Genomic DNA, 25,173 nt, shown 5'->3' with positions numbered 1-25,173 from the left:
GAAGGCCTTCGTGACCGGCGGAGCGGGATTCATCGGCAGCAGCCTGGTGGACCGGTTACTGCAGCGCGGAGACGAAGTGGTGGCCTACGACAACCTGTCCACCGGGATCGACGAGTTCCTGTCCGAGGCGCGGAAGTCGGCAAAGTTTTCCTTCGTGCAGGGCGACGTGCTGGACGAGACGACCCTGACCCGGGCCATGAGCGGGATGGACATCGTCTTTCACCTGGCCGCCAACGCCGATGTGCGCTTCGGCACCCGGCACCCCCGAAAGGACTTGGAACAGAACACCATCGCCACCCACAATGTGCTGGAAGCCATGCGGGCCAACGGCATCAAGAAGATCGTCTTCAGCTCCACCGGCTCCGTCTACGGGGAGGCCGCGGTGATCCCTACGCCCGAAGCCTGTCCGTTTCCCGTGCAAACCTCGCTTTACGCCGCCTCCAAACTGGCCGGCGAGGGGTTGATCTCGGCGTATTGCGAAGGCTTCGGGTTCCAGGGCTGGATCTTCCGTTTCGTCTCCATCCTCGGCGAGCGCTACACCCACGGTCACGTGTTCGACTTCTACAAAAGCCTGCTGGACAACCCCGGCCAGCTGCCGGTGCTGGGCGACGGCAAGCAGCGGAAGTCGTACCTCTATATCCAAGACTGCATCTCGGCCATGTTCACCGCGCTGCAGCGGGCACGCGACAACGTCAATGTCTTCAACCTCGGGACGGACCAGTACTGCGAGGTGAACGACTCCATCGGCTGGATCACCGAATCCCTGGGGCTGTCACCCCAGCGCGTATATGCTGGCGGCGACAGAGGCTGGGTCGGCGACAATCCGTTCATCTTCTTGGACACGACGAAGATTCGCTCCTTGGGTTGGGCGCCAGCGCTCACCATCCGGGAGGCCGTCTTGCGCACCCTGACCTATCTCGAGGCCAACCGCTGGGTGCTGGAAAGGCGCTCATCGTGACGACCGGTCGTCCGGGAATGTCGCAATGAGGCTGGACGGGCGCGCGGCCGTGGTGACCGGGGGCAGCCAGGGGCTGGGGCTGGCCGTGGCTCGGGCTTTCGCGGCCGAGGGGGCCGACGTGCTGATCTGCGGCCGCGGGGAAGAAGCCCTGGAGAATGCTCGTGCATCACTGTCTGCCGGCACCGGTTGCAGGGTTCTGGCTGCCGTGGCGGATGTATCCCGGCCCGACGACGCCGAGCGCTTGGTGAGCGCTGCCCTCAACGCTTTTGGGCGCTTGGACGTACTGGTCAACAACGCGGGCGTGTACGGGCCGATGGGCCTGCTCGAAGATGTGGACTGGGGCGAATGGGCCCGGGCAGTCGAGATCAACCTGTTGGGCACGGTGCTTCCGTGCCGGGCCGCGTTGCCGCACATGAAGAGCGCCGGGCGGGGGAAGATCGTCAATTTGTCGGGCGGCGGCGCCACAGCGCCGATGCCGCGCATCAGCGCCTACGCGGCATCCAAAGCCGCGGTGGTCCGGTTCACCGAGACCCTGGCCGAGGAGGTCCGTCAGGAGGGCATCGACGTGAACGCCGTGGCGCCAGGGGCCCTCAACACGCGGCTGTTGGAACAGGTCTTGTCCGCCGGCGCGGACAAGGTGGGGGCGGATTACTACCGGAAGTCGGTGAAGCAGAAGGAGGAAGGTGGGGCATCGATGGACCGGGCCGCGGCGCTGTGTGTGTTTCTGGCGTCCGCGGCCTCCGACGGGCTGACCGGCAAGCTGATCAGCGCCGTGTGGGACCCGTGGGACACCTTGCCCGCGCACGCGGCGGTGCTGGGCGAGAGCGACATCTACACGCTGCGCCGCATCGTGCCCCAAGACCGTGGCGAGGACTGGGGTTGAGATGGACGTCGCGATCGTCGGCTGTGGATTGATCGGGCACAAGCGCGCGAAGCTGCTGGGTGCTCACCGCCTGACCGCCGCCGTCGACGCTGATCCCGACAAGGCCCAGGGACTAGCAGCGCTGCACCCCGGGGCCACTGCGCTGACCGATTGGCGGGCCGCGGTAGCCCGCGCGGACGTGGATGCGGTGCTCGTCTCCACACCGCACCACCTTCTGGCGCCGGTTGCCACCGCCGCGGCCGAGGAAGGCAAGCACGTTCTGGTCGAGAAGCCGGGCGCGCGGAGCGCCGCCGAGCTGGCGCCGCTGGCGGCGGCGGCTCAACGCAAGCAGGTCGTGGTCAAGGTGGGCTTCAACCACCGGTTCCACCCAGCGTTCCGGAAGGCACGGGAGTACGTCGATGGCGGCGCCGTGGGGGAGCTGATGTTTGTGCGCGCGCGCTATGGCCACGGCGGCCGCGTCGGCTATGACAAGGAGTGGCGCGCGGACCCGCGCATCGCAGGCGGAGGTGAGCTACTGGACCAAGGAATGCACCTGATCGATCTGTCGCGGTGGTTCCTGGGCGATTTCACCCGGGTGGAGGGCTTCACCCACACCTATTTCTGGGACATGCCCGTCGAGGACAACAGCTTCATGGCGCTGCGCACGGCGGCGCAGCAGATGGCCTGGCTGCACGTGAGCTGGACGGAGTGGAAGAACACCTTCTCGTTCGAGTTGTACGGCAAGACCGGCAAGTTGCACGTGGAAGGCTTGGGCGGCAGCTACGGCACCGAGCGACTGTCCTATTACCGGATGTCGCCGCAGATGGGGCCGCCCGAGACCGTCATCCATGAGTTCCCGGGCCCGGACCAGTCCTGGGCGCTGGAATTCGCCGATTTCGCCCGCTCCGTCGAGACGGGCGGGGCCGGCTGCGGCGGCGTGGAGGATGCCTTGAAGGCGCTGGACGTGGTCGACGCGATCTACCGGGCGAACACGCCGTGATCATCAGCCGAAGTCCCTTGCGTATCTCCCTCGGTGGCGGTGGCACCGACCTGCCGTCGTATTACCGGGATCATGAAGGCTTCCTGGTGGCCGCGGCCATCGACAAGTACGTTTACCTGACGCTGCACCAGACCTTCGGGCACGACATCATCATCAAGTACTCCCAGATGGAGCTGGTGCCGTCGGCTGACCAGATCCAGCACCCCATCATCCGTGAGGCGCTAAAGATGTTGGGAATCAACGAAACCAACCTGGAGCTGACCAGTATGGCCGACATACCGGCCGGCACCGGCCTGGGCTCGTCGGGCAGCTTCACCACGGCGCTGCTGAAGACGCTGCACACCTACCAGAAGAACCTGGTGCATCCCGAGGAGCTGGCCGAGCAGGCCTGCCACATCGAGTTGGACCTCCTGAAGGACCCGATAGGCAAGCAGGACCAGTACATCGCGGCCTATGGAGGCTTGACGTGCTTCACCTTCCGCCGGGACGGCAAGGTGGAGGCCGCCCCACTGAAGGTGTCGACGGAGACCTTGTACAACCTGGAAGACAACCTGCTGCTGTTCTTCACCGGCTACTCCCGCGCCGCGTCGTCGATCCTCAAAGAGCAGGATGATCAGAGCAAGAAGAAGGCCGACGACATGCTCCAGAACCTGCACTTCGTCAAGGAGCTCGGCTTCAAGAGCCGCGACGCCCTGGAGAGCGGGGACCTCCACGAGTTCGGCCGTCTGATGAACACGCACTGGGAATTCAAGAAGCGGCGGTCCGGCTCGATGTCGAACACCACGATCAACGACTGGTACGAACTGGCTCTCCGCAACGGCGCCGTGGGGGGGAAGCTGATCGGCGCCGGTGGCGGCGGATTCCTGATGTTCTACGCCGAGGACAAGGTTCGCCTGCGGCACGCCTTGATGGGCGCGGGCATGCAGGAGGTGCGGTTCCGGTTCGACTTCGAGGGCACGAAGATCGTCGTGGCGTCATGACCGGCCTTCCCCCGGTGGCGGTCCTGGCCGGCGGTCTGGCCACGCGCATGCGGCCTCTGACCGGGTCGGTGCCCAAGTCGATGCTGGAGGTGGCCGGTGAGCCTTTCATCGCCCACCAACTTCGGCTGTTCAAACGACAGGGGCTCTCGCAGGTCGTGCTGTGCCTTGGGCATCTGGGCGTGGCCGTGCAGGACTTCGTCGGGGACGGATCGGCGTTCGGTTTGTCGGTTGCCACGTCCTTCGACGGACAGCGGCTCCTGGGCACCGCGGGCGCCCTCAAGAACGCGAGCGCGCGGCTGGGCGATGTCTTCTTTGTCACCTACGGGGACTCCTACCTCGACCTGGATCTGCGTCCGATCTGGGCGTCGTTCGAGTCGGACGCAAGACCGGCGCTGATGACTGTGTGCCGCAACGAGGACAGGTGGGACAAGAGCAACGTGCTGTTCCGGGACGGCCGCATCCTCGCCTACGACAAGAAGAGCGCCGACCCCGCCATGAAGCACATCGACTTCGGACTGCTGCTGTTGCGCCGCCAGGCACTCGAGGCGGTGCCGGCCGGGGAGAAGTCCGATCTGGCCGACGTGTTGTGCACGCTCGTTCACCAGGACGCCGTGGCGGGTTTCGAGGTGTGCCAACGCTTCTACGAAATCGGCTCGCTGGCGGGTCTGCGCGAGACGGATGCGCACCTGCGCCGAATCCACCGAGAAGGATGAGCCATGTCTGCTGCCGTCGCTTCGCTCTTCTCCAACGACCAGCAGCTGTTCTACAGCATCGTGGCAATGAATGCGCTCTTCTCGTCCATGGCGTGGTGCGCCGCTAAGCCGGATCGCTGGTCGATACTGGCGGTCTTGGTGTTTGCGTTGATTTGGCCACTCGCCGACGCGGCCCTGGAAGGCGATGTCCTGCTGGCGATCAGCAGCACGACGGGGATAACAATGTCGAACTTGTTGTCTTGCGTGGCAGTGGTTCTCGCACTCGGTCAGGCGATCAGGATCCGCCGAGTCGCGCGCCGCGATCGGTCCGCCACCGAACAGGCCGCGGCCCCACGTTTACCGCGCCGGTAGTTTGAGCACCCGATAGTGGTCGGCGACGTAAACGTTGCCGGCGGTATCGACCGCCACGCCACCGCGGGAATTGCCGGCGGCGGTGCCGAACACCCGCTCCACCTGGCGGGTCGACTTGGCTGGAAGCTCGACCACGCGCTGGTGAAGACCGTCGACCACGTAGACGTCACCCGCGGAATCGACCGCTACGCCGTTGGGTGGGTGCGGGCCGGTGAAGCCGGTGAACGGCAGCGCAACCGGGGTATGCGATCCGGCCGGCAGTTTCAGCACCTGGGCGGCGCCGTAACCAGTGACATAGATGTTGCCGGCGTAGTCCACTGTGATGCCGGTGGGAGCTTTCAGCCCGATGAACGGCAGCTTCAGTTCGACCGGCGCCTTCGAACCGGCCGCCAGGCTCAGCGCCCGATGGTTGCCGTAGTCGGTGACGTAGACCCTGCCGGCCGTGTCCACGGCGATCCCGGTGGGAGCTTTCAGCCCGGTGAACGGCAGCTTGGTCTGGGTGGCCGTCCCGGCCCGCAGCTTCAGCACCGAGTTGTTTCCGTAGTCGGTGACGTAGACGTTGCCGGCGGTGTCCACCGCCACGCTGTCCGGATTGAGCAAGCCGGTGAACGGTAGGGTGACTTGGCTATTCGACCCCACCGGCAGTTTCAGCACCCGGGCGTTACCGCTGTCGGTGACGTAGACGTTGCCGGTCTTGTCCACCGCCAGACCGCCTGGGCTGTTCAGGTCGGTGAACGGTAATTCGACCTGCGTCGTCTCACGGCCAGGCTGCACGGCGGCGGCCTTGGAGGCGACCGCGGCCGACGGCGGCTCCGGTTCGGGCTGGTCGGTTGCTGCCGAGGTGTCCCACGGCGGCCCGCACAACCGGAGCCCCTCGTTGATGAAGTCGGACATCGATGCTCGCAGCGCGGCACGAGTGCCGGGGCGTCCACCGGCCGAGGTCAACCAGACATGCTCGGGATTCGGCTGCCAGTTCTTACCTGCAGCTTTGGCGGCAAGCGCGTTCACCGCGTAGGTGTCGTGGGTGGCGGTGGAGGTGAAGGTGACGGCACCGCTCTCGCATGCCAGGACTCCGGAGTCCGGGATCAGCGGCCACGTGCCTTTGAACGTGGACTTGCTGATTTTCTCGGTGTGGACCTGCGTGTTGCTGTTGCCGCAGCCGGTTGCGTACAGAGCCACGAAGACAAGAACTGCGGCGATCAAACCTACATGCCTTGCGGTGCTTGACCACCGGGGGCCGGAGGCCCTCCTCGGACTCGGCGCAGGCGCGGACGAGCGGGGCAGCTGTGGTGCGTTCATGGCGCCGCAGCGTGGCTGCGCGGCATCGCCAGGGGTGCCGTCGCGGGTATGCGTACCATCCGGAAATTGTTGAGCGCCGCTACCCGCACCACAAGCGTGGTGGACTGCTCTAATTCAGCTCGGGCGCTACTCTAAGCGCCGTCACGTCTGATGGTCGAACGCGTCCGTCAGGGCGGCTTCGCGTTCTCGATCGGCGGCCGGCTTGGATTCGTAGAGCATCAACGGAAGTAGCGCCGCAATCGGCATAATGCCCAAAAAGTATGGAACGTAGACAGATTCGAACACGTTGATCGACAAGACACACGCGTAATAGGTGAAAAGGTACGGCAGCGCGGCACTCGCCGTCGTAGCAAGCTGCACGATCACGCCGACGACGATGACCAGCACTCCCCAGGCGCCCACCGAGATCACGATGTCGTACCACCCGTTGTGCGGCGAATAGTTGACGTCAAAAAGTGCATTCTGGGCGATCAGCCACCAGTAGCTGGGTCCATGACCGAAGAGCGGTGCCTGCCCGATCGCCTCGCGCCCCGCCTGCCAGACGTAGCCGCGTTCGGCGTACGACGAGCCGCTGAAGTTGACCACGAGCGGAAAGAACGATGCGCAGAACCCGACGGCCAGGGCGGTGGACGCCACCGCAAGCTGCCACCGCAAGCTCTGCCTCGACTTGATGAGCAGCAGCGCGACGGAGGCCGTCATGAGCGCGAAGATCGCGGTCCTGCTCATGGTCAGCAGTTGAAAGGCCCCGACGCCGGTCAGCAGCACCAAGCAGCGCCGCAGCGTCAGGCTCGCGCACGCGAACGGGATGAGCAGCACCGTCGCTATCCCCAGCACATTGCCGTTCGCGGACAACGATGACGTCAGCACCTGAGTGACGACGCCGCACTTGTCGAGGCGGCAATGGGTCAAGACGCGCCCGGGGTTGACGACAACGGCGAAGGTGACGGCGGCCGACATCGTGGACAGCGACACCAGGGCGGCCACGCTCAGCGTGCGCACCGGCGTCACGCCGCGTTTGAGGACGACGCCCATGAACAGCGCTCCGGCCATCAGGAAATTGAGCACCTGTACCCGCCCCGAGAACCACACCGAAACGGCCGCGAACAGCAGTGTGGTGCCGGTGAGCACTGCGGGCAGGCTGACTTGGGTGCGCGAATCACGCAGCCCGCGCACCACCCCCACCACGGAGCAGATCGCCCCCGGTGTGTACTGCAGCGCCGGAAAGAGTCGACCGGCCTGGTCGGGTGACGCCCAAATCAGCGGGCCCACAACATAAACGGTGATGAAGGGCCAGGCAGCGACGAGGAACACCCACGCGACGGTGAACCGATCTTCGCCTCGCAGTAGGACGCGCGGGTCGCCGACCGCCATCCAGATCGCCGCTGTTGCGGCCAGAAGAATCAGGAGCGTCATCGCGTCGCCTTGTCATCCCACCGTCGACCGTGACCTGATGGGCGCACTATCCACGCTCTGGCCGTCGGCGCTCATGCGTTCGATGACCTTCACCCCGTGGACGATCACCAAGACCGCCTGTCGGCCGTTCTCATTGAGTTCGTCGGCGAATCGCCGTGCTTCGTCCCATCGCGATTCCGCCGAGATCATGCCGACGTGCATCGGGCGCGCTGCGGTGCCCACCGCAGCCAACGACATCGCCGCGTGCGCCGCCAACCGTGATTCGCTGATCCGGAGGGCCAGCAAATCACTCAGCAGCACCTCCCAGCGGCTGTGCTGGTATTTGCCGATGTCCGGTTCTCGACTCACGGCGACGATGAGCCAGCCCTCAGCGTCGCCGAAGCAAGCCCGCAGGTATCGCAGTGCTGGACGTGCCGGCAGCGGACGGGTGGCTTCGTGCTCCGGGAGATCGAGCTCCACGGACGTTCCCGCCGCGACCAGCCGCTCGGCGATGCGATCCACCCCCTGGCTGAGCTGGGCTGCCTGCTGACGCCTGGACCGCCGCCCCGCCAGGCGGGCGCGGCCGCCGACCGTGATAGCTCCGATCACCGGCACGCCGCCAACAGTGCGGATGCCGGGCAGGCAACCCAGTTTGGGGTTGCGCCGTGCGCGGTAGAAACTCGTTACGACCGCCACCCACGCCAGCGCCAGCGCGGCGTTGACCATGTTCTTGGCCGTTCGCGGACGTGAGCGGTACGGCGGGACGGCGGCGGTGTCGACGACTCGGACATGAACGGCCCCCTGCTTTTCCAATTCCGAAGCTGCCGTGACGAACTCCTGCGCGATGGCGTTGACGTAGTCGGTGGCGAGCTGGCTGGTGGGGGCGGTGACCGTGATATCGATCAGCGCGGTATCCCGCGGCGACGTGATCGTCAGATTGTCCTTGAGAGATTCTGCGGTGGTGGGCAGGCCATAAACGACGACCGCCCGCTGCAGCAGGGCCGGGCTGGTCAGTAGGGACAGGTGGTCACGCGCGCGCCGTTGGGAAAGAAAGAGTGCGGCGAGATCACCGAAGGGTCTCTGGTCGGGATCGGCCACCACGATGACGCGGGCGGTTGTGGTGTAGACCGGCTGCTGGCGCAGCGAATACGCCAGCCCGGCCAGGGCACCGAGCACGAGGGCGACGGCGACTGCGCGTCTGCTGTCCAGGAGGACTCGGCCGAAGACGCTGCGCTGCACACCCCACCTGCCTTCGACGTGGTGTTGAGATCTTGTTATTGTGCGCCGCCAAGCCACCCTTGTGAACAGAAAACTCGACTGGTGACGGTCTCGGGTGGGTAGGATTAGAGGCTGTGCTCAGGCCGTATATGGTCCTGCTGATTGCGGCAACGATTGTTGGCGCCGGCGCCGGCGCCCTGTACAGCTGGACGGGCGCCAATGAATACCGTGCAACCACCCGGCTGTTCGTCACCACCAACGCGGTCGACGTCAGCGACGTGTACCAGGCGACGCTGGCCGGCCAGCAACGTGTGCTGACCTACAAGGTGCTGGCATCGGATCCGAAGGTCCTCTCCAATGCGGTTCGCCGGGCCGGGGTGAACACCAACCCGGTCGTATTGGAGCAGCATCTGCATGTCGACGTGCCGCCTGCCACCATCATCTTGGACATCGGCGTCGATGACACCGATTCCGGCTCGGCCGCCACGCTGGCTAACGCGGTGGCCGACGAACTGATCGCGACGATCAACGAGCTGGAACGTCCGCTCGGCGGTGGCCCGCCACCGGTCGGCGTGACGGTGGTGCAGCGCGCGGCCGCGTCTGCTGCCACATTGCAGGCGAAGCTCAACCCGGTATGGGTCGCCGTCGGCGCCATCGCCGGGTTGATCGTCGGCCTCGCGGTGGCGTTGGCCGTCAAGCGCCGTTTACTCCCGGATCTCCGTGCCGCGCGCGGAGAGCTCGTCCAGCCGCGCAGCTGATGAACGCGAGTCGTCGGCTGCTCATCGCGGTGGCGCCGGTGGTGTTGACCTTGATGCTGTTCGCGTCGGAGTTGCCGCTTTCCCAGCGGGTGCGTGCGGCTGTGGTGCCTTTCGGGGTGGCCAGCGTTGCCACCATGTGGAGCGATTCCCCGCAGGGTTACCTCGACGAGGCACACGCGATCCGCATCGCTGGTGCGGGCTGGATCCGAATTATGGTGCAGTGGCACAAAATTGAGCCCTCGATTGGCAATTACGACTGGTCGACCGGCGACAACGCGGTGCAGGCCGCCCGCGAGGCCGGACTCAGCATTTTGCTGTGCATATCCGGTCCGGCGCCGGTGTGGGCACAGGCGCCGGGCGCCGATCCCAACGCGGTCGGCAGTCCGCCGGCGGATCCGGCGGCCTTCGGCGAGATCACCCGTCTCATCGCTGATCGGTACAAGTCCGCGGTGGGTGCCTGGGAGATCTGGAACGAGCCCAACGCGCCGGAGTTCTTCACGCCGGTCGACGTCGGCCGCTACGCCGCCCTGTTGCGGCAGGCCTATGTGAACATCCACGCCGCCGCGCCACAGTCGATCGTGATGTCCGGCGGGTTGTCATCGACGATCAGCGGGATCGACTCGGTGGATTTCGTCCGCCAGCTCTACGCCGCCGGGGCAGGCGCCACGCTGGACGCCGTCGCCCTGCACCCCTATACCTATCCGTATTCGATCACCGAGGACCCGCTGCATCGAGGTGACGCCGTGGCGCAGGTGCATCAGCTGATGGCCGCGCACGGCGACGACCGCAAGAAGATCTGGGTCACTGAGTATGGCCAAGCCACCGGCACGTCGCAGTTTGCGGTTTCCGGTGAACGCCAAGCCGAGATCCTGGTGGATTTCTTGCAATGGGCGAGCCCCCTTGACTATCTGGGGCCGCCGTTCTTGTTCACCAGCCGCGACCTGAGCCCCGATACCGCGAACGCGGACTTCAACTTCGGCCTCTACGCGGTCGACTACGCACCCAAGCCCGCCGTCGACGCGATCAAAATGTTGGTGCAGTCCTGACCGGGGCCGCTGCCAGCTCCGGCCTCACCGGGAGCGCCCTGGCGCCGGATGTTGTTGACGCAACGCGGCGATCACCGGCGGGGCGAGACGATCGGCGACGACCTGCTGGCCGGCGTGGTTGAGCTGAAGATGATCAGGCGACACCAGGTCGTCGCGCCCGGCGAACCAGCCATCGGCGATCGGGTCGATGAATGGGGCACCGGCTTCGTCGGCGGCGTCACGAATGATGTTGCGGGCAGCCAGGATCGCACTGTCGGGGGGCTCGCGCCGATACCAGCTCGGCCCGACTACCAGCATGCCCGCCCGGGGCGCAATGGCCTTCACCTGGTCGAGGGTGCCGACGGCGGCATCGTGCAAGGACGGCAGCGAGTCGACATCGTTGGTTCCGCCCGCCAGCAGCACCAAGTTGGTATCGGGGTTGACGCCCCGAGCCACCTGCTCGCCGAACGTGGGGGAGTCCGGATTGGTGGCGGTGTATCCGGCGCCGCCGCGGCTGAAGTTGCGGACATACACATCGATTCCGGACCGCCCGGCCCGCCGTTGCAGGTCGGCAGTCCAGTTCTTGCTGCCGAACCCGCCCGAGATGGTGCCGGAAGCGAATTCGTCGCCGACCACCACAGCCTGCAGGGCCTCAGCCTCAGTGCGCGATGGTGTTTCGGCGGGCGGCGACGGCGCTGCCACCTGCGGCTGCTGCCGCGGCGCGGTTTGGCCGGCGCACGCGGCGGTCAGAACAGCGGCTGAGAAACACAGCGCCGACCGTACCGACACGGACCGCGTCATGGCACCACATTAGCAGCGCGAAGACGTCGCACCGCCAGCATCAATCCGGGTAGCACCACCAGTTCGGCCAGCGGTTGCACTATGGCCAGCGACTCGATGGGTCCCCATGCCGCCAGGGCGGCCAGAAGAGCCAACGCCACGCCGTTTCCCCCTGCGATGCAGGCGGTTGCCTGATTGGGGTAACCCGCGGCCACCAGCATTGCCGCGAACGACTGTGAGTACGCGGAAAGGCCTGCCGCGGCGACCATTCCGGCCACCAACGGAAGTGCCGCAGCGTAGGCCCGGCCGGCGATGTGTGTCACGATGATGCCGACCGGCCACGCGCACGCCACGGCGACGCCCATGTAGGCCAGGCACACTCGTGAGAGCTTGTGGTAGAGCTCCCAGGCGTGCCCGGTGTGCAGACGGCGCGACAGCTCGGGAATCACCACGGTCGCCATCGATGCCGGCAGCAGTAGCACCGGGCCGGTCACCTTGGTGGCGACCCCGTAGAGGCCGGCAACGGCGGTGCTGGCCACGGCGGCCACGACCGGTACCTGAAGCTGGAACAATATGTTGGACAGCGAAAGGCCCCACCAGCCCAGCGCGCCTCGGGTGGCGCCGATGAAGTCGCCCCGGGCGCCCGCCACCGAGGTCAGTGGCGTGGCCGCCGCGATCAGCAGGGGGATCGCGAACGCGGCCGCGATCAACGGGTAGTTCGCCGATCGGCCCGTCACCAGGTATGCCACGACGGCTGCGCACGGGACGATGCGCTGGGTGGCGACCAGCCAGCTCGAGAGCCGATGACTGCCGATGCCGGCGAAGTGGTTCTGCGCATACGTTTGCAACGTGTCGCCGGCACCCCAGACGATGCCGGCGACCACCGTGGCGGGGTGGTTGAGCAGCGCTGCGCCGGCCAGCATCACCGTGACCAGCGCGACGTTGCTACCGAGGTGCATGAGGTAAAGCGCGCGGATGAGGCTGACTGGTGTGAGACCTTGGCACTGCTGCCCCGGCTGGTGTTCGGCCGCCACCCGCAACACCCGCGCTGGTGCGCCGAACCCGAACACGATCCCGGCGATAGTGGTCACCGCGCCGGCCACCATGAACTCGCCGTAGGAACGCACTGGCGAGATCCGCGCGAGCAAGAGCAGGGTGGCGCCCAGCCCCACCGAGCTCACGATGCGCGATGAGAAGCGCCACGCCACGCTGCGCGCCGTGTGCGCTGGCCGATCGGTGGCCGGTCCGGTGTCCATCCGCGACCCGTGCGGGCTAGCGCAGCTGCGCCGACAGCCGCCGCCGGAGTTTTCGGTAGGTCGGGCTGAGCCGGAGTTTGAACACCGGTATCTGGGCCAGATGAAACGCGGCGCCACCCAACCCGTACAGCTTCTGGACCGGGGTATGCGCGTAACGCATCCGGATGTCGTAGGACTCCTTGACGAACGTCGGCCACATCTTGGCGGCTTTGGTTGCGTCGTGGAAGCGCAGCGCCCCTATCCCGAACGGCACGCCGACTTGGCGCAAAGTGCTCTGCGCGATCCGGACCTGCAGTTCGAAGTCCATCGAGCAGTGCAGGCTCTCGTCGATGCCGCCCAGTTCCCGCAGCGTGCTGTCGCGCATCACGATCGACCCGGAGAACGCCGTGGGGCCGAGGAGCAGCAGCTTTTCGAACTCCATCTTGCGCCCGGGGAAGAAATCGACCGACGTGCCGTCCTCACGGATCATGCAGCTGCCCCCGTAGAAGAGGTCGGCGTCGGGGTGCTCCACGACGGCTTTGCGCAGCCCGTCGAGGGCATCAGGAAGGAGTACGTCGTCGGAGTTCAGCCAAATCGTCCAGGACGGTTTAGCGCGTGCCAGCGCGCGGTTGAGGGCATCGGATTGCCCGCGGTCCGGTTCGATCACCGGCTTGACCCGCGGATCGGCCCGTGCGAGCTCGGCGATGATCTCCTGCGTGCCGTCGGTGGATCCCGCGTCTTGGATCAGCAATTCGTCGTCGGGGCCCATCTGATCGAGCGCGCTGCGAAATGCGGTCTCGGCGAATGGCGCCGTATTAAAGGACGGCACGAGGATGCTGAAAACCGGCATGGACCCGGGGTCATCAGCGCGAGGCTGGGTGCTCACCCTTCGGTTCCTTGCGCGAACGGCCGAAGCGATGCGGGAAACGCATCACCGCACGCTATCAGCTGTAAGCGCGCAACACTGGCGTTCGTCGCGGCCGGAAATGCGCCAAATGCGGATACAAGCTCCGTCGCCAGGACTCGAACCTGAACTATCTGAACCAAAATCAGAGGTGCTGCCGATTACACCACGACGGATCGGTGCTCGGCAGTGACTCTAGTCCAAACGGCTACGCTGGTTGCGTGGCTGGTCTGGACAAGGACGGCCGGGCGCCGCGAGCCCGGATGACCGGCAGCGAACGCCGGCACCAACTCATCGACGTCGCCCGGTCGCTGTTCGCCGAACGGGGCTACGAAGGCACCTCCATCGAGGAGATCGCGCTGCGGGCCAACGTGTCCAAACCGGTCGTCTACGAGCATTTCGGCGGCAAAGAGGGGCTCTACGCCGTGGTGGTCGACCGGGAGATGTCAGCGTTGCTGGACGGCATCACCACCTCGCTGACCAAGTCGACCAACAACCAGTCCCGGCTGCGGGTCGAACGGGTCGCGCTGGCATTGCTGACCTACGTCGACGAGCACACCGACGGTTTCCGGATCCTGATCCGCGACTCCCCGGCCTCGATCAGCTCCGGCACGTATTCGACCCTGCTCAACGATGCGATCGGCCAGGTGTCGTCGATTCTGGCCGGGGACTTCTCCCGGCGCGGCCTGGATCCCGAGACCGCCCCGTTGTACGCCCAGGCGTTGGTCGGGTCGGTGTCGATGACGGCTCAGTGGTGGCTGGATGTGCGCGAACCCAAGAAGGAAGTGGTGGCCGCGCACCTGGTCAACCTGTGCTGGAACGGCCTGACGCACCTGGAGGCCGATCCGACCCTGCACGACGTATAAGGCATGCACCGCAACACAAATCAGCGCCCGCAGCACCACCGCCTACAATTGCCCGCATCATGACCGCACCGGGGCACGCCAGCCCAGCCACCCCGATCGCGGGGCTCGTCGAAGCCGCACTGAGCGCGCCGACCTTCGCCGATCTCATCGAGCGCGCCGGTGACCGGCCCGCCGAGCTCAAACTGGTCGGCCCGGTCGCGGCGCGGCCCTTCGTCGCCGCCGCGCTGGCCCGCAACAGCGAGCTGCTGGTGGTCACTGCCACCGGCCACGAGGCCGAGGACCTGACCAGCGAACTGCGCGGGGTTTACGGCGACACGGTGGCGCTGTTCCCGTCCTGGGAGACGCTGCCGCACGAGCGGCTCTCCCCCGGGGTGGACACCGTGGGGGCCCGGATGCTGCTGCTGCGCCGGCTGGCGCGGCCCGACGACGCACGGCTCGGCCCGCCGCTGCGAGTGGTGGTGACCACGGCCCGGTCGCTGCTGCAGCCGATGACCCCGCAACTGGAGACGATCGAACCGGTCATGCTGGCCGTCGGCGACGAGACACCGTTCGACGCGGTGATCGCCCGGCTGGTCGAGCTGGCCTACACCCGGGTCGACCTGGTCGGCAAACGCGGCGAGTTCGCGGTGCGCGGCGGGATCCTCGACGTCTTCCCGCCGACCGCGGAGCACCCGGTGCGCATCGAGTTCTGGGGCGACGAGATCACCGAGATGCGGCCGTTCTCGGTGGCCGACCAGCGCTCCATCCCCGAGATCGAGGCGGGCACCGTGGTGGCGATGCCCTGCCGGGAGTTACTGCTCACCGACGAGGTGCGGGCGCGGGCCATGGAAATGTCGGCGCTGGCACGCGAGCAGCCGCACGGCGAGGGCAGCACCGTCACCGGCACCGTCGGCGACATGCTGGCGAAGCTCGCCGAGGGTATCCCGGTCGACGGCATGGAGGCGCTGGGTCCGGTGCTGCGTCCCGGCCCGCAGGCGCTGCTGACCGATCAGCTCGGCGCCGGCACCCCGGTGCTGGTCTGTGACCCGGAGAAGGTCCGCGCCCGCGGCGCCGACCTGATCAAGACCGGCCGCGAGTTTCTGGAGGCGTCCTGGTCGGTCGCGGCGATCGGCGGTGACGCGCCGATCGACATCGAGCAGCTGGGCGGGTCGGGATTCCGGGAGCTCGACGAGGTTGCCGAGGCCGCGGTGGCCGCCGGACATCCGTGGTGGACGCTGAGCCAGCTCTCCGACGAGTCCGCGATCCAGCTCGACGTGCGCCCGTCGCCGTCGGCGCGGGGCCGGCAACGCGATATCGACGAGATCTTCGCCATGCTGCGCGCGCACACCTCGACCGGCGGCGCCGCGGCGGTCGTGGCGCCCGGTGTGGGCACGGCAAGGCGGCTGGTGGAGCAGCTCGCCGAATCCGACACCCCGGCAACCATGTTGGAGCCCGGTGCCGCGCCCAAGTCCGGGGTGGTCGGGGTGCTGGCCGGCCCGCTGCACGAGGGACTGGTGGTCGCCGGCGCCAACCTGGTCATCGTCACCGAGACCGACCTGACCGGCAACCGGGTCGCCGGACCGGAGGGCAAGCGGCTGGCGGCCAAGCGCCGCAACGCCGTCGACCCGCTGGCACTGACCGCCGGCGACCTGGTGGTGCACGATCAGCACGGCATCGGCAAATTCGTGGAGATGACCGAGCGCACCGTGGGCGGGGCGCGCCGCGAATACCTGGTGCTGGAATACGCCTCCGGCAAACGCGGCGGTACGGCGAACAAAACCGACAAGCTCTACGTGCCGATGGACGCGCTGGACCAGTTGTCCCGCTACGTCGGCGGGCAGGCCCCCGCATTGAGCAGGCTCGGCGGCAGCGACTGGAGCCAGACCAAGACCAAAGCCCGCAAGGCGGTGCGGGAGATCGCCGACGAACTAGTGGCGCTCTACGCCAAACGCCAAGCCGCGCCCGGACATGCGTTCGCCCCGGACACCCCCTGGCAGGCCGAGATGGAGGACGCCTTCGGGTTCACCGAGACCGTCGACCAGCTCACCGCGATCAGCGAGGTCAAAGCCGACATGGAAAAACCGGTCCCGATGGACCGGGTGATCTGCGGCGATGTCGGCTATGGCAAGACCGAGATCGCGGTGCGCGCGGCGTTCAAGGCCGTCCAGGACGGTAAGCAGGTCGCGGTGCTGGTGCCCACCACGCTGCTGGCCGATCAGCACCTGCAGACGTTCAGCTCCCGCATGGCAGGGTTCCCGGTCACGGTCAAGGGATTGTCCCGGTTCACCGACCCGAAAGAGTCCAAGGCGGTGATCGACGGGCTGGCCGACGGTGCCGTCGACGTCGTGATCGGTACCCATCGGCTGCTGCAGACCGGGGTGCGCTGGAAGGACCTCGGTCTGGTGATCGTCGACGAGGAGCAACGGTTCGGTGTCGAGCACAAGGAGCACATCAAGGCGCTGCGCACGCACGTCGACGTGCTCACCATGAGTGCCACCCCGATCCCGCGCACGCTGGAGATGAGCCTGGCCGGCATCCGGGAGATGTCGACGATCCTGACCCCACCGGAGGATCGCTACCCGGTGCTGACCTATGTCGGCCCGCACGACGACAAGCAGGTCGCGGCGGCGCTGCGGCGAGAGCTGCTGCGCGACGGCCAGGTGTTCTACGTGCACAACCGGGTCAGCTCCATCGACGCGGCCGCCGCCCGGGTGCGCGCGCTGGTGCCCGAGGCCCGGGTCGTCGTGGCGCACGGCCAGATGCCCGAGGAACTGCTGGAGACCACCGTGCAGGGCTTCTGGAACCGCGAATACGACATCCTGGTGTGCACCACGATCATCGAAACCGGCCTGGACATCTCCAACGCCAACACCTTGATCGTCGAACGTGCCGACACCTTCGGGCTCTCCCAGCTGCACCAGCTGCGCGGCCGGGTGGGGCGCAGCCGGGAACGCGGCTACGCCTACTTCCTGTACCCGAAGGAAACGCCGCTGACCGAGACGGCCCACGACCGGTTGGCCACCATCGCCCAGAACAATGAACTCGGCGCCGGGATGGCGGTGGCGATGAAGGACCTGGAGATCCGGGGTGCCGGCAACGTGTTGGGGGTGGAGCAGTCCGGGCACGTCGCCGGGGTGGGCTTCGACCTGTATGTGCGGCTGGTCGGCGAAGCCGTCGAGGCGTACCGGGCGGCGTTCAACGGAGAGACCGTCACCAGCGAGGAGACCAAGGACGTCCGCATCGACCTGCCCGTCGACGCCCACCTGCCGCCGGAGTACATCAACTCCGACCGGCTGCGGCTGGAGGCCTACCGCCGGCTGGCCGCCGCCCCCGATGATGAGGCCGTGGGCGCGGTGGTAGAGGAGCTGACCGACCGGTACGGGCCGCTGCCCGAGCCGGCGGGCCGGCTGGTGGCGGTGGCCCGGCTGCGGCTGCTGTGCCGCAGCGTCGGGATCACCGAGGTTTCGGCGCCGTCGGCGACGACGTTGCGGCTGGCCCCGATGACGCTCGCCGACTCCGCCCAGTTGCGGCTCAAGCGGCTGCACCCGGCCGCCAGTTACCGCGCCACCACCGCCACCATCCAGGTCCCGATCCCGCGCGCCGGCTCCTCGGTCGGTGCCCCCCGCATCCGCGACGTCGAACTCGTCCAGATGGTGGCCGACCTGATCTCAGCGCTGGAGGGCAAACCGCAAGGCCACGTCGATGTGACCGGTCCGGCAGCCGTTGACAACGCCGCCGCGCCGGCCGGCCGACGATGACCGTCGTCCTGGTCGACCCCCGCCGGCCCGCACTGGTGCCGGTGGAGGCTTTGGCGTTGCTGACCGGCGACGTCGTCTACACCGAGGAGCTGCCGATCGCGGTGCCGTGGTCGCTGCCGTCTGCCCAGTCGGTGCTCTCCGGTGCCTTCGAGGGGCAGGCCCCGGTGCTGCTGTCCTCAGATCGCGATCATCCCGCCGTCGTCGCGCGCCTGGCGGCCGGCGAGACGCTGATCGCCGCGCCGGATGCGCCGCCGGGGGAGCGGTTGATCGATGCGGTCGCGATCATGGACCGGTTGCGCACCGCCGGACCGTGGGAGAGCGAGCAGACCCACGACTCGCTGCGCCGGTTCCTGCTCGAGGAGACCTACGAGTTGTTCGACGCGGTGCGCAGCGGGGATGCCGAGGAACTGCGTGAGGAACTCGGCGACGTGCTGTTGCAGGTGCTGTTCCACGCCCGCATCGCCGAGGACGCCCCGGAGCATCCCTTCGGCATCGACGACGTCGCCGACGCACTGCTGCGCAAGCTGGGCAACCGGGTGCCGGCGGTGCTCGCCGGTGAGGAGATCTCGCTCGAAGACCAGGTGGCGCAGTGGGAAGAACGTAAAGCGCTCGAAAAGCGCTCCCGGAACTCGATCATGGACGACCTGTCCACCGCCCAGCCGGCGTTGGCGTTGACGAGCAAGGTGCTGCAGCGCGTCACCCGCGCCGGCCTGCCCGCCGAGCTGATCCCCGACACCATCACCACAGTCACCGTCACCGCCGACGTCGATGTCGAAAACCAGCTGCGCTCAGCGGTTTTGGAATTCATGGACACCGTCCGTGCCGTGGAGAAGGAGATCGCGGTGGCGCGCGGCGGCGGCGTGGACGTCCTCGACGATCCCGCCCCGCTGGGCGAGATCAGCGAGCAGGAGTGGCGCGCTTACTGGGTGGATCAGCCTTAATTAGGAGGATATTGCGGCGCCTGCCGTTCCAACGGCAGGTCCGACTGCGCTTTTCGCGTGCGGACAGCGTGGGCCACGAGAGCGGGTCGCGCCCAGACGTGGATCCAGGCGCGTACCTGCTCGCGGCGGTCCTGTGCGACGACGTCTGCGGACGCTTGCGCTAGTTATGAGAATCGGAGTCCTCGCCCCAGCCGCCCGGCAGCATCGGCATCCGCGGCTCGGTGTCGAGCCCCTCGCCGGCGAGCACGGTGATTCCCGCCGCGCGGCGGCGCGCCTCGGTGGCGGTGCCGGCGAAGCCCAACGGGCCCGCGCCGGAATCCGAGGCTCCCGGCTGGCCCCAGTCCGGGGTCACGCCGACGTTCATGTCCATGTATTCGTCGCCGAACCCGTGCTGCTGGGCGCGGTGGCGGCGCCGGCGCTTGGCGGCCAGCGCCTGGGCCGCAGATTCTGCTGGGGCGCCCTGGCTTTCGGACGCCTCTTCTTCGGCGCTGCGGGAACGCCGCGCACCGCTGGAGCTGCGCGCCGCCGACGAGGCGCTGCTGACCAGGTACAGACACGAGGTCGGCCCGAAACCGACACCCGGGCCGCCGCCGGCTGCGCCGCCGCCGGCCGGCATCCCGCCGCTCACGGTGCCCGGAGCAGTCGGGCCGGCCGACGAGATCGGATCCGCGCAGGCACACACCTCCGCGCCGGCCGGTACCACGGCGCCCGCGGAGACCGGGATGCCGGCGCCGCCCGCCACCGGCAGTGGCGGAGTCGGCTCGACCGCCTGCTCGACCCCGCCCGCCGCGCCGATCGCGCCGAGCGCACCGAGCCCGGCGGCGGCAGCGGCGAGGCCGGGCGCCGCGGCCATGACGATCGGGATCGCCATCTGCACAGCGATCTGTCCCATCGGCCACAACAGCATCAACGTATGGAAAGTGGTCCATCCCAGCGACGCCGCCAGAATCGGGGACATCCCCGGAATCTGCGCCAGCATCTGGCCCACCGCGCTGGCAAACGGAAACGCCTCGATCGGATACCCGTCGACTCCCAGTTGCGCCCACAGCCACTTGGCGATCGGGTCGGCAAAACCCATGTTGAACTGCGTGAGCCAGTCGGCGACTTGTTGTTCCCAGCTCGTCCCCGCGGTGGCCTCAGCAGCGCCCGGGGCCACGATCGGCGGCGCGGGCGTGGCAGGCGGAACCGAGGCCAGCGCCGCTCCCGCAACACCCTGGTAGACGGTCATCATCTCCGCGGCCTGGACCCACATCCGGGCGTAGTCGGCTTCGTTCAGCGCGATCGGGATGGTGTTGATGCCGAAGAAGTTCGTTGCGACCAGCGTCGCGTGCACGGCGTGGTTGGCGGCAAGCTCGGCCAGCGTGGGCATACCGGCCAGCGCGGTGCTGTAGGCGGCGGCCGCCGTCTCGTGCAGGGCGGCCGCGCCTGCGCTCTTGGCGGCGCTCTCAGCCAGCCAGCTCAGATAGGGTGCGTGCGCGGCCGCGTACTGCTGGGCGCTCGGGCCCTGCCAGGCGCCGGCTTCCACGCCGGCCAGCACCGCATCGAGCTCGGCGGCGACCTCGGTGTACTCGGCGCTCATCGCTGACCAGGCCGATGCCGCCTCCAGCATCGGACCGGGTCCCGGGCCGGCGCTCAGCAGCGCCGAGTGCACCTCCGGCGGCGACGCCAGCCAGACCGGTGCGGTCATGAAACACCACCACTTCCAGCGATCGTGATCTTGTTCGGTCAACCAGTGGTCGCCTCGCCGCCCGGTTTGGTTCCCGGCTCTCGAATCTTTGTCTTCACGCACCGAATGAGCGACTATGTCGGCATGCGGTGCGAGGTGGTGCGCGAAACCCTGTCGGCCCTGCTCGACGGCGAACAGCAGGAGCTGCCGGCGCAGCAGGTCGACGCGCACCTGGCATCGTGCCGCAGCTGCCGACGCTGGCTGGTCGGTGCTGCCGCCCAGGCCCGCCGGCTGACCGAGATCGAGTCCGGGGCCGACGCCGCGGCGGGCCCTGACCTGGCCGCGCAGATTCTGGCGGCAGCCGGCGTGACATCGGTCACCGGCGAGATCACCGCCGGCACGCGGTGGACGCGCTGGGGCTATCGGCGGCTGTCCCTGATCGTGGTCGGGATGCTGCAGGTGGCGATGGCACTGGCCCAGATCGCCGGCGTGGACTTCGGCATGGTGTCGGCGCACGGGCACGGCGCGGCCACCGGGGCGCATTTGCTGCACGAATCCACCGCGTGGCTGTTGGCGCTCGGCGGCGCGATGATCGCCGCGGGTATCTGGCCGGCGGTCGCGCTGGGTGTTGCCGCAATCACCGGGGTTTATGCGCTGGCGCTGACCGGCTACGTCGCGATCGACACCTACCACGGGCAGGTGACGGTCGAGCGGATCGCCAGCCATCTGCCGGTCCTGGTGGGTTTGCTGTTCGCGTTGCTGGTGGCCCGCGAACGTACCGGTGGCACCGGCTCGCGCCGAGCCGCAGACGACTCCCGCGATGCGTCTCCGCCGGTCGATTCCAGCCGCGGCCGGAAGGGCCGCCATCTGCGGTCGGTCAACCAGTCGACCATCCCTACGACCATGCGTCGTAGTGGCGCCGCAGGGCCGGGTCTAGGGTGGTTTTCCATGGCGAGCGCGGACCGAGTCGACGATGACGTTGTCACCGCGCTCGCGCTGGCGGCGGCAGCCGGCGACACCCGGGCTCTGGAGGCGTTCATCAAGGCCACCCAGCGCGATGTCTGGCGGTTCGTGGCCTACCTCTTCGATGGCGTCAGCGCTGATGACCTGACCCAGGAGACCTTCCTGCGGGCGATCGGCGCGATCGGCCGGTTCTCCGGACGCTCCAGTGCCCGGACCTGGCTGCTGGCCATTGCGCGCCGGGTGGTCGCCGACCACATCCGGTACCTGCGGTCGCGTCCGCGCACCGCTCCCGGCGCCGACCCCGAACTGCTGCTCGACCGCGACCGGCCCAGCCGTGGCTTCGAGGACGTTGTCGAAGTCACCAGCCTGATCGCCGGCCTGTCGGCCGAGCAGCGTGAGGCGCTGCTGCTGACCCAGCTGTTCGGGCTGTCCTACCACGACGCCGCGGCGGTGTGCGGCTGCCCGGTGGGCACCATCCGCTCCCGGGTCGCCCGCGCCCGTGACGCGCTGCTCGCCGATCCGGAACGCGACGAGCTGACCGGTTAGCCCGACCAATATCCGCGCTGGCAGGCCGGGTTTTTCCGGAATGCGGGGCTACTGAAGGCCGTCCCTGGCGCTGGGGTCATGGAACGATGGACAAAGATCAGGGTTTCGAGGTTGGGGAGAGCGGTGTCGGCGCATCGTTGGCTGCGGACGACCGCCGTCGTGGCTGCGACGGCCGTGCTGCTGGCGTCCAGCTGCAGCTGGCAGCTCGGTAACCCCATCCCGCAGGGCGTGCCGCCACCGCCCGGGGACCCGGTCCCGCCGGTGAATACCGACCTGGTGGCGGGCCGTCCGGCCGATCAGCTCTACCACTGGGCCGCCGAGCGGGCCGCGATGCTCGATATCCCGGTCACCGCGCTGGAGGCGTACGCCTACGCCGCACGGGTCGCGGAGGTGGAGAACCCCAACTGCCACCTCGGCTGGACGACGCTGGCCGGCATCGGCCAGATCGAGAGTCATCACGGCCGCTACAACCACGCCACGGTGGCCCGCAACGGTGACGTGCGGCCGAAGATCCGGGGCGTGCGTCTCGATGGCACCGGCGGCACGCTGCACATCGTCGAGAACCTGCAGCCGGACCTGGCCGACGACGACGGCGTGGTCCGCGCGATGGGCCCCATGCAGTTCATCCCGGAGACTTGGCGGCTGTACGGCGTCGACGCCAACAACGACGGCATCGTCAGCCCGGACAACATCGACGACGCTGCGCTGTCGGCGGCCGGCTACCTGTGCTGGCGGGGCAAAGATCTGGCCACGCCGAAGGGCTGGATGACGGCGCTGATGGCCTACAACGAATCGGAGATCTACGCCCGCGCCGTGCGGGACTGGGCCGCCGCGTACGCGGCTGGCCGCCCGTTGTGACGTAGGTGTTGGGGAGCACCGTTAGGCTCCCAAGAGGCCCCCATAGGCTTATCAAGGCCAGCCCCACCCAGCTCAAGGAGAAGTCAGTGCCCATCATCCAGCAGGTCGGCGCCCGCGAGATCCTCGATTCCCGCGGCAACCCCACGGTCGAGGTCGAGGTGGCGCTGGAGGACGGGACGTTCGCCCGGGCCGCGGTGCCCTCCGGCGCGTCGACCGGTGAGCACGAGGCCGTCGAGCTGCGCGACGGCGGCACGCGGTACGGCGGCAAGGGTGTGCAGAAGGCGGTCACCGCGGTACTCGACCAGATCGCACCGGCGGTCATCGGGATCAGCGCCGATGACCAGCGGCTGGTGGACCAGGCCCTGGTGGATCTCGACGGCACCCCGGACAAGTCCCGGCTGGGCGCCAACGCCATGCTCGGGGTGTCGCTGGCAGTGGCCAAGGCCGCCGCGGACTCCGCGGCGCTGCCGCTGTACCGCTACCTCGGCGGTCCCAACGCCCACATCCTGCCGGTGCCGATGATGAACATCCTCAACGGCGGCGCGCACGCCGACACCGGTGTCGACGTCCAGGAGTTCATGGTCGCCCCGATCGGCGCCCCCAACTTCGCCGAGGCGCTGCGCTGGGGTGCCGAGGTCTACCACTCGTTGAAGGCGGTGCTCAAGAAGCACGGGCTGTCCACCGGGCTGGGAGACGAGGGCGGTTTCGCGCCCGACGTCGCCGGCACCACCGCCGCCCTGGACCTGATCAGCAGCGCGGTCGAGTCCACCGGCCTCAAGCTGGGCACCGATGTCGCGCTGGCCCTCGATGTGGCGGCCACCGAGTTCTACACCGAGGGCAGCGGATACGCCTTCGAGAAGCAGACCCGCACCGCGGCCCAGCTGGCCGAGTTCTACGCCAAGCTGCTCGACAGCTACCCGCTGGTGTCGATCGAAGACCCGCTGTCCGAGGACGACTGGGACGGCTGGGTGGCGCTGACCTCGGCGATCGGAGACCGGGTGCAGCTCGTCGGCGACGACCTGTTCGTCACCAACCCCGAACGCCTCGAAGAGGGCATCGAGCGGGGCGCCGCGAACGCGCTGCTGGTCAAGGTCAACCAGATCGGCACCCTGACCGAAACCCTGGATGCGGTGACGCTGGCCCACCACAGCGGCTACCGCACCATGATGAGCCACCGCAGCGGCGAGACCGAGGACACCACCATCGCCGACCTGGCGGTGGCCGTCAGCAGCGGACAGATCAAGACCGGTGCCCCGGCCCGCAGTGAGCGGGTGGCCAAGTACAACCAGCTGCTGCGGATCGAGGAGGAGCTCGGTGACGCCGCCCGCTACGCCGGCGAGCTGGCCTTCCCCCGCTACGCGCCGGAGAGCAAATAGCTCCTCGGGGCCGCTGCCATGTCCGATCCGAAACGGCCCGAGAAGCGGCGCACCGCGACGTCGCGGCCGGGTCGGGCCGGTGAAACCGCACGCGCCCGCCCGCGCCGCTCACCGGTGGTACGCCGCGGACCGGGCTCCTCGCGCAGCGCGCCGGAATCACCAGCCCAGCCGATCAAGCGATCCGCCTCGGCGGCAGCGGATCTGCGCTCGGAGCTGCGGGTCGGTTTCACCGCGCGGCGTGCGGTCATCCTGGCGGCGGTGATGTGCGTGCTCACCTTGACCCTCGCCGGACCGGTCCGCACGTTCTTCGCCCAGCACGCGGAGATGAAACAGCAGTCCCAGCTGGAAGCCACGCTGCACCGCCAGATCAACGACCTGCAACAGCAGAAGGCCAACATGGATGACCCAGCGCATATCCGGGCGCAGGCGCGGGAGCGGCTCGGCTTCGTCATGCCCGGCGAGATTCCCTATCAGGTCCAGCTGCCCGCGACCGCCGAGGTGCCGGGCGAGCCGGGTGTCGAGCCCGGGAACATCGGTCCCAGCGGTGACCCCTGGTACACCGCGCTGTGGCACACCATCGCCGATGTGCCGCACCCTCCGCCCGGTCCCGCGGGGGGGGCGGGGGGTGCCGCCCCCACCGCCGGGGCCTCCCGCCGTTCCCGTTCCGGTTGCGCCCGGTGGTTGACCCCGCCGACCTGGACGTGGTGGGCCGGCAACTGGGCCGAGAGCCGCGCGGCGGGCGGGG

22 protein-coding genes, 1 tRNA gene and 1 pseudogene are annotated in these 25,173 nt (G+C 68.2%); 16 read left to right on the top strand and 8 right to left on the bottom strand.

What is annotated here, in order from left to right; genetic code table 11:
- The first annotated feature begins 10 nt into the window (after positions 1-10).
- Genes A5694_RS01440 through A5694_RS01415 form a run of 6 tightly spaced genes read left to right on the top strand, consistent with a single transcriptional unit; the run spans position 11 to position 4,864 of the window.
- Positions 11-958, top strand: coding sequence for an NAD-dependent epimerase/dehydratase family protein (locus tag A5694_RS01440; protein ID WP_207515893.1), 948 nt, complete (start codon positions 11-13; stop codon positions 956-958).
- 25 nt (positions 959-983) lie between these two features.
- Positions 984-1,841: an SDR family NAD(P)-dependent oxidoreductase gene (locus A5694_RS01435; RefSeq protein WP_064920072.1), complete on the top strand. Its 858-nt coding sequence runs from the start codon at positions 984-986 to the stop codon at positions 1,839-1,841.
- A gap of 1 nt (position 1,842) precedes the next feature.
- Entirely contained in the window at positions 1,843-2,820 is a 978-nt protein-coding gene (locus tag A5694_RS01430; protein WP_064920071.1) for a Gfo/Idh/MocA family protein, read from the top strand.
- A gap of 17 nt (positions 2,821-2,837) precedes the next feature.
- The gene (locus A5694_RS01425; RefSeq protein ID WP_207515891.1) at positions 2,838-3,800 is read left to right on the top strand and encodes a hypothetical protein; all 963 of its coding nucleotides are present in this window, start codon (positions 2,838-2,840) and stop codon (positions 3,798-3,800) included.
- Positions 3,797-4,513, top strand: a complete 717-nt coding sequence (locus A5694_RS01420) for a nucleotidyltransferase family protein (protein WP_064920069.1) — start codon at positions 3,797-3,799, stop codon at positions 4,511-4,513. Before A5694_RS01425 ends, A5694_RS01420 begins: the two co-directional genes overlap by 4 nt.
- Before the next feature lie 3 nt (positions 4,514-4,516).
- On the top strand, positions 4,517-4,864 hold the full coding sequence (locus tag A5694_RS01415; RefSeq protein WP_064920068.1) for a hypothetical protein: 348 nt from the start codon (positions 4,517-4,519) through the stop codon (positions 4,862-4,864).
- Here A5694_RS01415 and A5694_RS01410 read toward each other — a convergent pair.
- From A5694_RS01410 to A5694_RS01400, 3 genes are all read right to left on the bottom strand, one after another.
- Positions 4,850-6,043: an NHL repeat-containing protein gene (locus A5694_RS01410; protein ID WP_064920067.1), complete on the bottom strand. Its 1,194-nt coding sequence runs from the start codon at positions 6,041-6,043 to the stop codon at positions 4,850-4,852. The two genes, A5694_RS01415 and A5694_RS01410, sit on opposite strands and share 15 nt — an antisense overlap.
- 261 nt (positions 6,044-6,304) lie before the next feature.
- Positions 6,305-7,576, bottom strand: coding sequence for an O-antigen ligase family protein (locus A5694_RS01405; RefSeq protein ID WP_064920066.1), 1,272 nt, complete (start codon positions 7,574-7,576; stop codon positions 6,305-6,307).
- Between the two features lie 12 nt (positions 7,577-7,588).
- Positions 7,589-8,794, bottom strand: coding sequence for a YveK family protein (locus tag A5694_RS01400; RefSeq protein ID WP_065019444.1), 1,206 nt, complete (start codon positions 8,792-8,794; stop codon positions 7,589-7,591).
- Between the two features lie 113 nt (positions 8,795-8,907).
- Between A5694_RS01400 and A5694_RS01395 the strand changes: the two genes are divergently transcribed.
- Together A5694_RS01395 and A5694_RS01390 are read left to right on the top strand one after the other, a co-directional pair.
- A complete protein-coding gene (locus A5694_RS01395) occupies positions 8,908-9,531 on the top strand; it encodes a YveK family protein (protein ID WP_065019445.1) in 624 nt (207 codons plus the stop codon).
- Positions 9,531-10,577, top strand: a complete 1,047-nt coding sequence (locus A5694_RS01390; protein ID WP_064920063.1) for a beta-galactosidase — start codon at positions 9,531-9,533, stop codon at positions 10,575-10,577. The genes A5694_RS01395 and A5694_RS01390 overlap by 1 nt, the downstream gene beginning before the upstream one ends.
- 24 nt (positions 10,578-10,601) lie before the next feature.
- On the opposite strand, the gene A5694_RS01385 is transcribed toward A5694_RS01390, so the two are convergent.
- The 4 genes from A5694_RS01385 to A5694_RS01370 all read right to left on the bottom strand — a co-directional run bounded on the left by A5694_RS01385 (position 10,602) and on the right by A5694_RS01370 (position 13,651).
- On the bottom strand, positions 10,602-11,357 hold the full coding sequence (locus tag A5694_RS01385; protein ID WP_064920062.1) for an SGNH/GDSL hydrolase family protein: 756 nt from the start codon (positions 11,355-11,357) through the stop codon (positions 10,602-10,604).
- Positions 11,354-12,517 (bottom strand): lipopolysaccharide biosynthesis protein, encoded by a 1,164-nt coding sequence (locus A5694_RS01380; RefSeq protein WP_131809700.1) that lies wholly within the window; start codon positions 12,515-12,517, stop codon positions 11,354-11,356. The genes A5694_RS01385 and A5694_RS01380 overlap by 4 nt, the downstream gene beginning before the upstream one ends.
- A gap of 91 nt (positions 12,518-12,608) precedes the next feature.
- Complete coding sequence (locus A5694_RS01375) at positions 12,609-13,457, bottom strand: glycosyltransferase (RefSeq protein WP_234787892.1); 849 nt, start codon at positions 13,455-13,457, stop codon at positions 12,609-12,611.
- A 122-nt stretch (positions 13,458-13,579) separates the two neighbouring features.
- Positions 13,580-13,651: transfer RNA gene (locus tag A5694_RS01370), tRNA-Gln, on the bottom strand.
- An 87-nt stretch (positions 13,652-13,738) separates the two neighbouring features.
- Between A5694_RS01370 and A5694_RS01365 the strand changes: the two genes are divergently transcribed.
- The 3 genes from A5694_RS01365 to A5694_RS01355 are packed head-to-tail and all read left to right on the top strand — an operon-like array spanning position 13,739 to position 19,019.
- Positions 13,739-14,341, top strand: a complete 603-nt coding sequence (locus A5694_RS01365; protein WP_064920059.1) for a TetR/AcrR family transcriptional regulator — start codon at positions 13,739-13,741, stop codon at positions 14,339-14,341.
- A 59-nt stretch (positions 14,342-14,400) separates the two neighbouring features.
- Positions 14,401-18,078 (top strand): transcription-repair coupling factor, encoded by a 3,678-nt coding sequence (mfd, locus tag A5694_RS01360; protein WP_064920058.1) that lies wholly within the window; start codon positions 14,401-14,403, stop codon positions 18,076-18,078.
- Positions 18,075-19,019 carry a nucleoside triphosphate pyrophosphohydrolase gene (locus A5694_RS01355; RefSeq protein ID WP_064920057.1) on the top strand — a complete coding sequence of 315 codons (945 nt, stop codon included), beginning with the start codon at positions 18,075-18,077 and terminating at the stop codon, positions 19,017-19,019. Before mfd ends, A5694_RS01355 begins: the two co-directional genes overlap by 4 nt.
- A gap of 160 nt (positions 19,020-19,179) precedes the next feature.
- Here the strand turns inward: A5694_RS01355 and A5694_RS01350 are convergent, their stop codons facing one another.
- Positions 19,180-20,706, bottom strand: coding sequence for a PPE family protein (locus tag A5694_RS01350; RefSeq protein WP_064920056.1), 1,527 nt, complete (start codon positions 20,704-20,706; stop codon positions 19,180-19,182).
- A 105-nt stretch (positions 20,707-20,811) separates the two neighbouring features.
- Here A5694_RS01350 and A5694_RS24430 point away from each other — a divergent pair.
- From A5694_RS24430 to A5694_RS01330, 5 genes and pseudogenes are all read left to right on the top strand, one after another.
- Positions 20,812-21,498: pseudogene (locus tag A5694_RS24430) on the top strand (DUF2275 domain-containing protein); the annotation flags it as partial.
- A gap of 135 nt (positions 21,499-21,633) precedes the next feature.
- Complete coding sequence (gene sigC / locus A5694_RS24425; RefSeq protein WP_234786559.1) at positions 21,634-22,194, top strand: RNA polymerase sigma factor SigC; 561 nt, start codon at positions 21,634-21,636, stop codon at positions 22,192-22,194.
- 123 nt (positions 22,195-22,317) lie between these two features.
- The gene (locus tag A5694_RS01340) at positions 22,318-23,052 is read left to right on the top strand and encodes a lytic transglycosylase domain-containing protein (protein WP_064920055.1); all 735 of its coding nucleotides are present in this window, start codon (positions 22,318-22,320) and stop codon (positions 23,050-23,052) included.
- A gap of 86 nt (positions 23,053-23,138) precedes the next feature.
- Positions 23,139-24,428, top strand: a complete 1,290-nt coding sequence (eno, locus tag A5694_RS01335) for a phosphopyruvate hydratase (protein WP_064920054.1) — start codon at positions 23,139-23,141, stop codon at positions 24,426-24,428.
- An 18-nt stretch (positions 24,429-24,446) separates the two neighbouring features.
- The coding region (locus A5694_RS01330; RefSeq protein WP_109535558.1) for an FtsB family cell division protein at positions 24,447-25,173 on the top strand (727 nt) is incomplete at its 3' end.

Source organism: Mycolicibacter sinensis, from assembly GCF_001667945.1.
Classification (GTDB): Bacteria; Actinomycetota; Actinomycetes; order Mycobacteriales; family Mycobacteriaceae; genus Mycobacterium; species Mycobacterium sinense_B.
This window is presented reverse-complemented; position numbering and strand designations above follow the sequence as displayed.

Bases quoted from the DNA above. Each gene is read 5' to 3' on its own strand.
- A5694_RS01385 (WP_064920062.1), bottom strand. From the start codon at position 11,357: ATGACGCGGTCCGTGTCGGTACGGTCGGCGCTGTGTTTCTCAGCCGCT.
- A5694_RS01350 (WP_064920056.1), bottom strand. From the start codon at position 20,706: ATGACCGCACCGGTCTGGCTGGCGTCGCCGCCGGAGGTGCACTCGGCG.
- A5694_RS01405 (WP_064920066.1), bottom strand. From the start codon at position 7,576: ATGACGCTCCTGATTCTTCTGGCCGCAACAGCGGCGATCTGGATGGCG.
- A5694_RS01430 (WP_064920071.1), top strand. From the start codon at position 1,843: ATGGACGTCGCGATCGTCGGCTGTGGATTGATCGGGCACAAGCGCGCG.
- A5694_RS01355 (WP_064920057.1), top strand. From the start codon at position 18,075: ATGACCGTCGTCCTGGTCGACCCCCGCCGGCCCGCACTGGTGCCGGTG.
- A5694_RS01420 (WP_064920069.1), top strand. From the start codon at position 3,797: ATGACCGGCCTTCCCCCGGTGGCGGTCCTGGCCGGCGGTCTGGCCACG.
- A5694_RS01415 (WP_064920068.1), top strand. From the start codon at position 4,517: ATGTCTGCTGCCGTCGCTTCGCTCTTCTCCAACGACCAGCAGCTGTTC.
- A5694_RS01435 (WP_064920072.1), top strand. From the start codon at position 984: ATGAGGCTGGACGGGCGCGCGGCCGTGGTGACCGGGGGCAGCCAGGGG.
- mfd (WP_064920058.1), top strand. From the start codon at position 14,401: ATGACCGCACCGGGGCACGCCAGCCCAGCCACCCCGATCGCGGGGCTC.
- A5694_RS01365 (WP_064920059.1), top strand. From the start codon at position 13,739: ATGACCGGCAGCGAACGCCGGCACCAACTCATCGACGTCGCCCGGTCG.
- sigC (WP_234786559.1), top strand. From the start codon at position 21,634: ATGGCGAGCGCGGACCGAGTCGACGATGACGTTGTCACCGCGCTCGCG.
- A5694_RS01390 (WP_064920063.1), top strand. From the start codon at position 9,531: ATGAACGCGAGTCGTCGGCTGCTCATCGCGGTGGCGCCGGTGGTGTTG.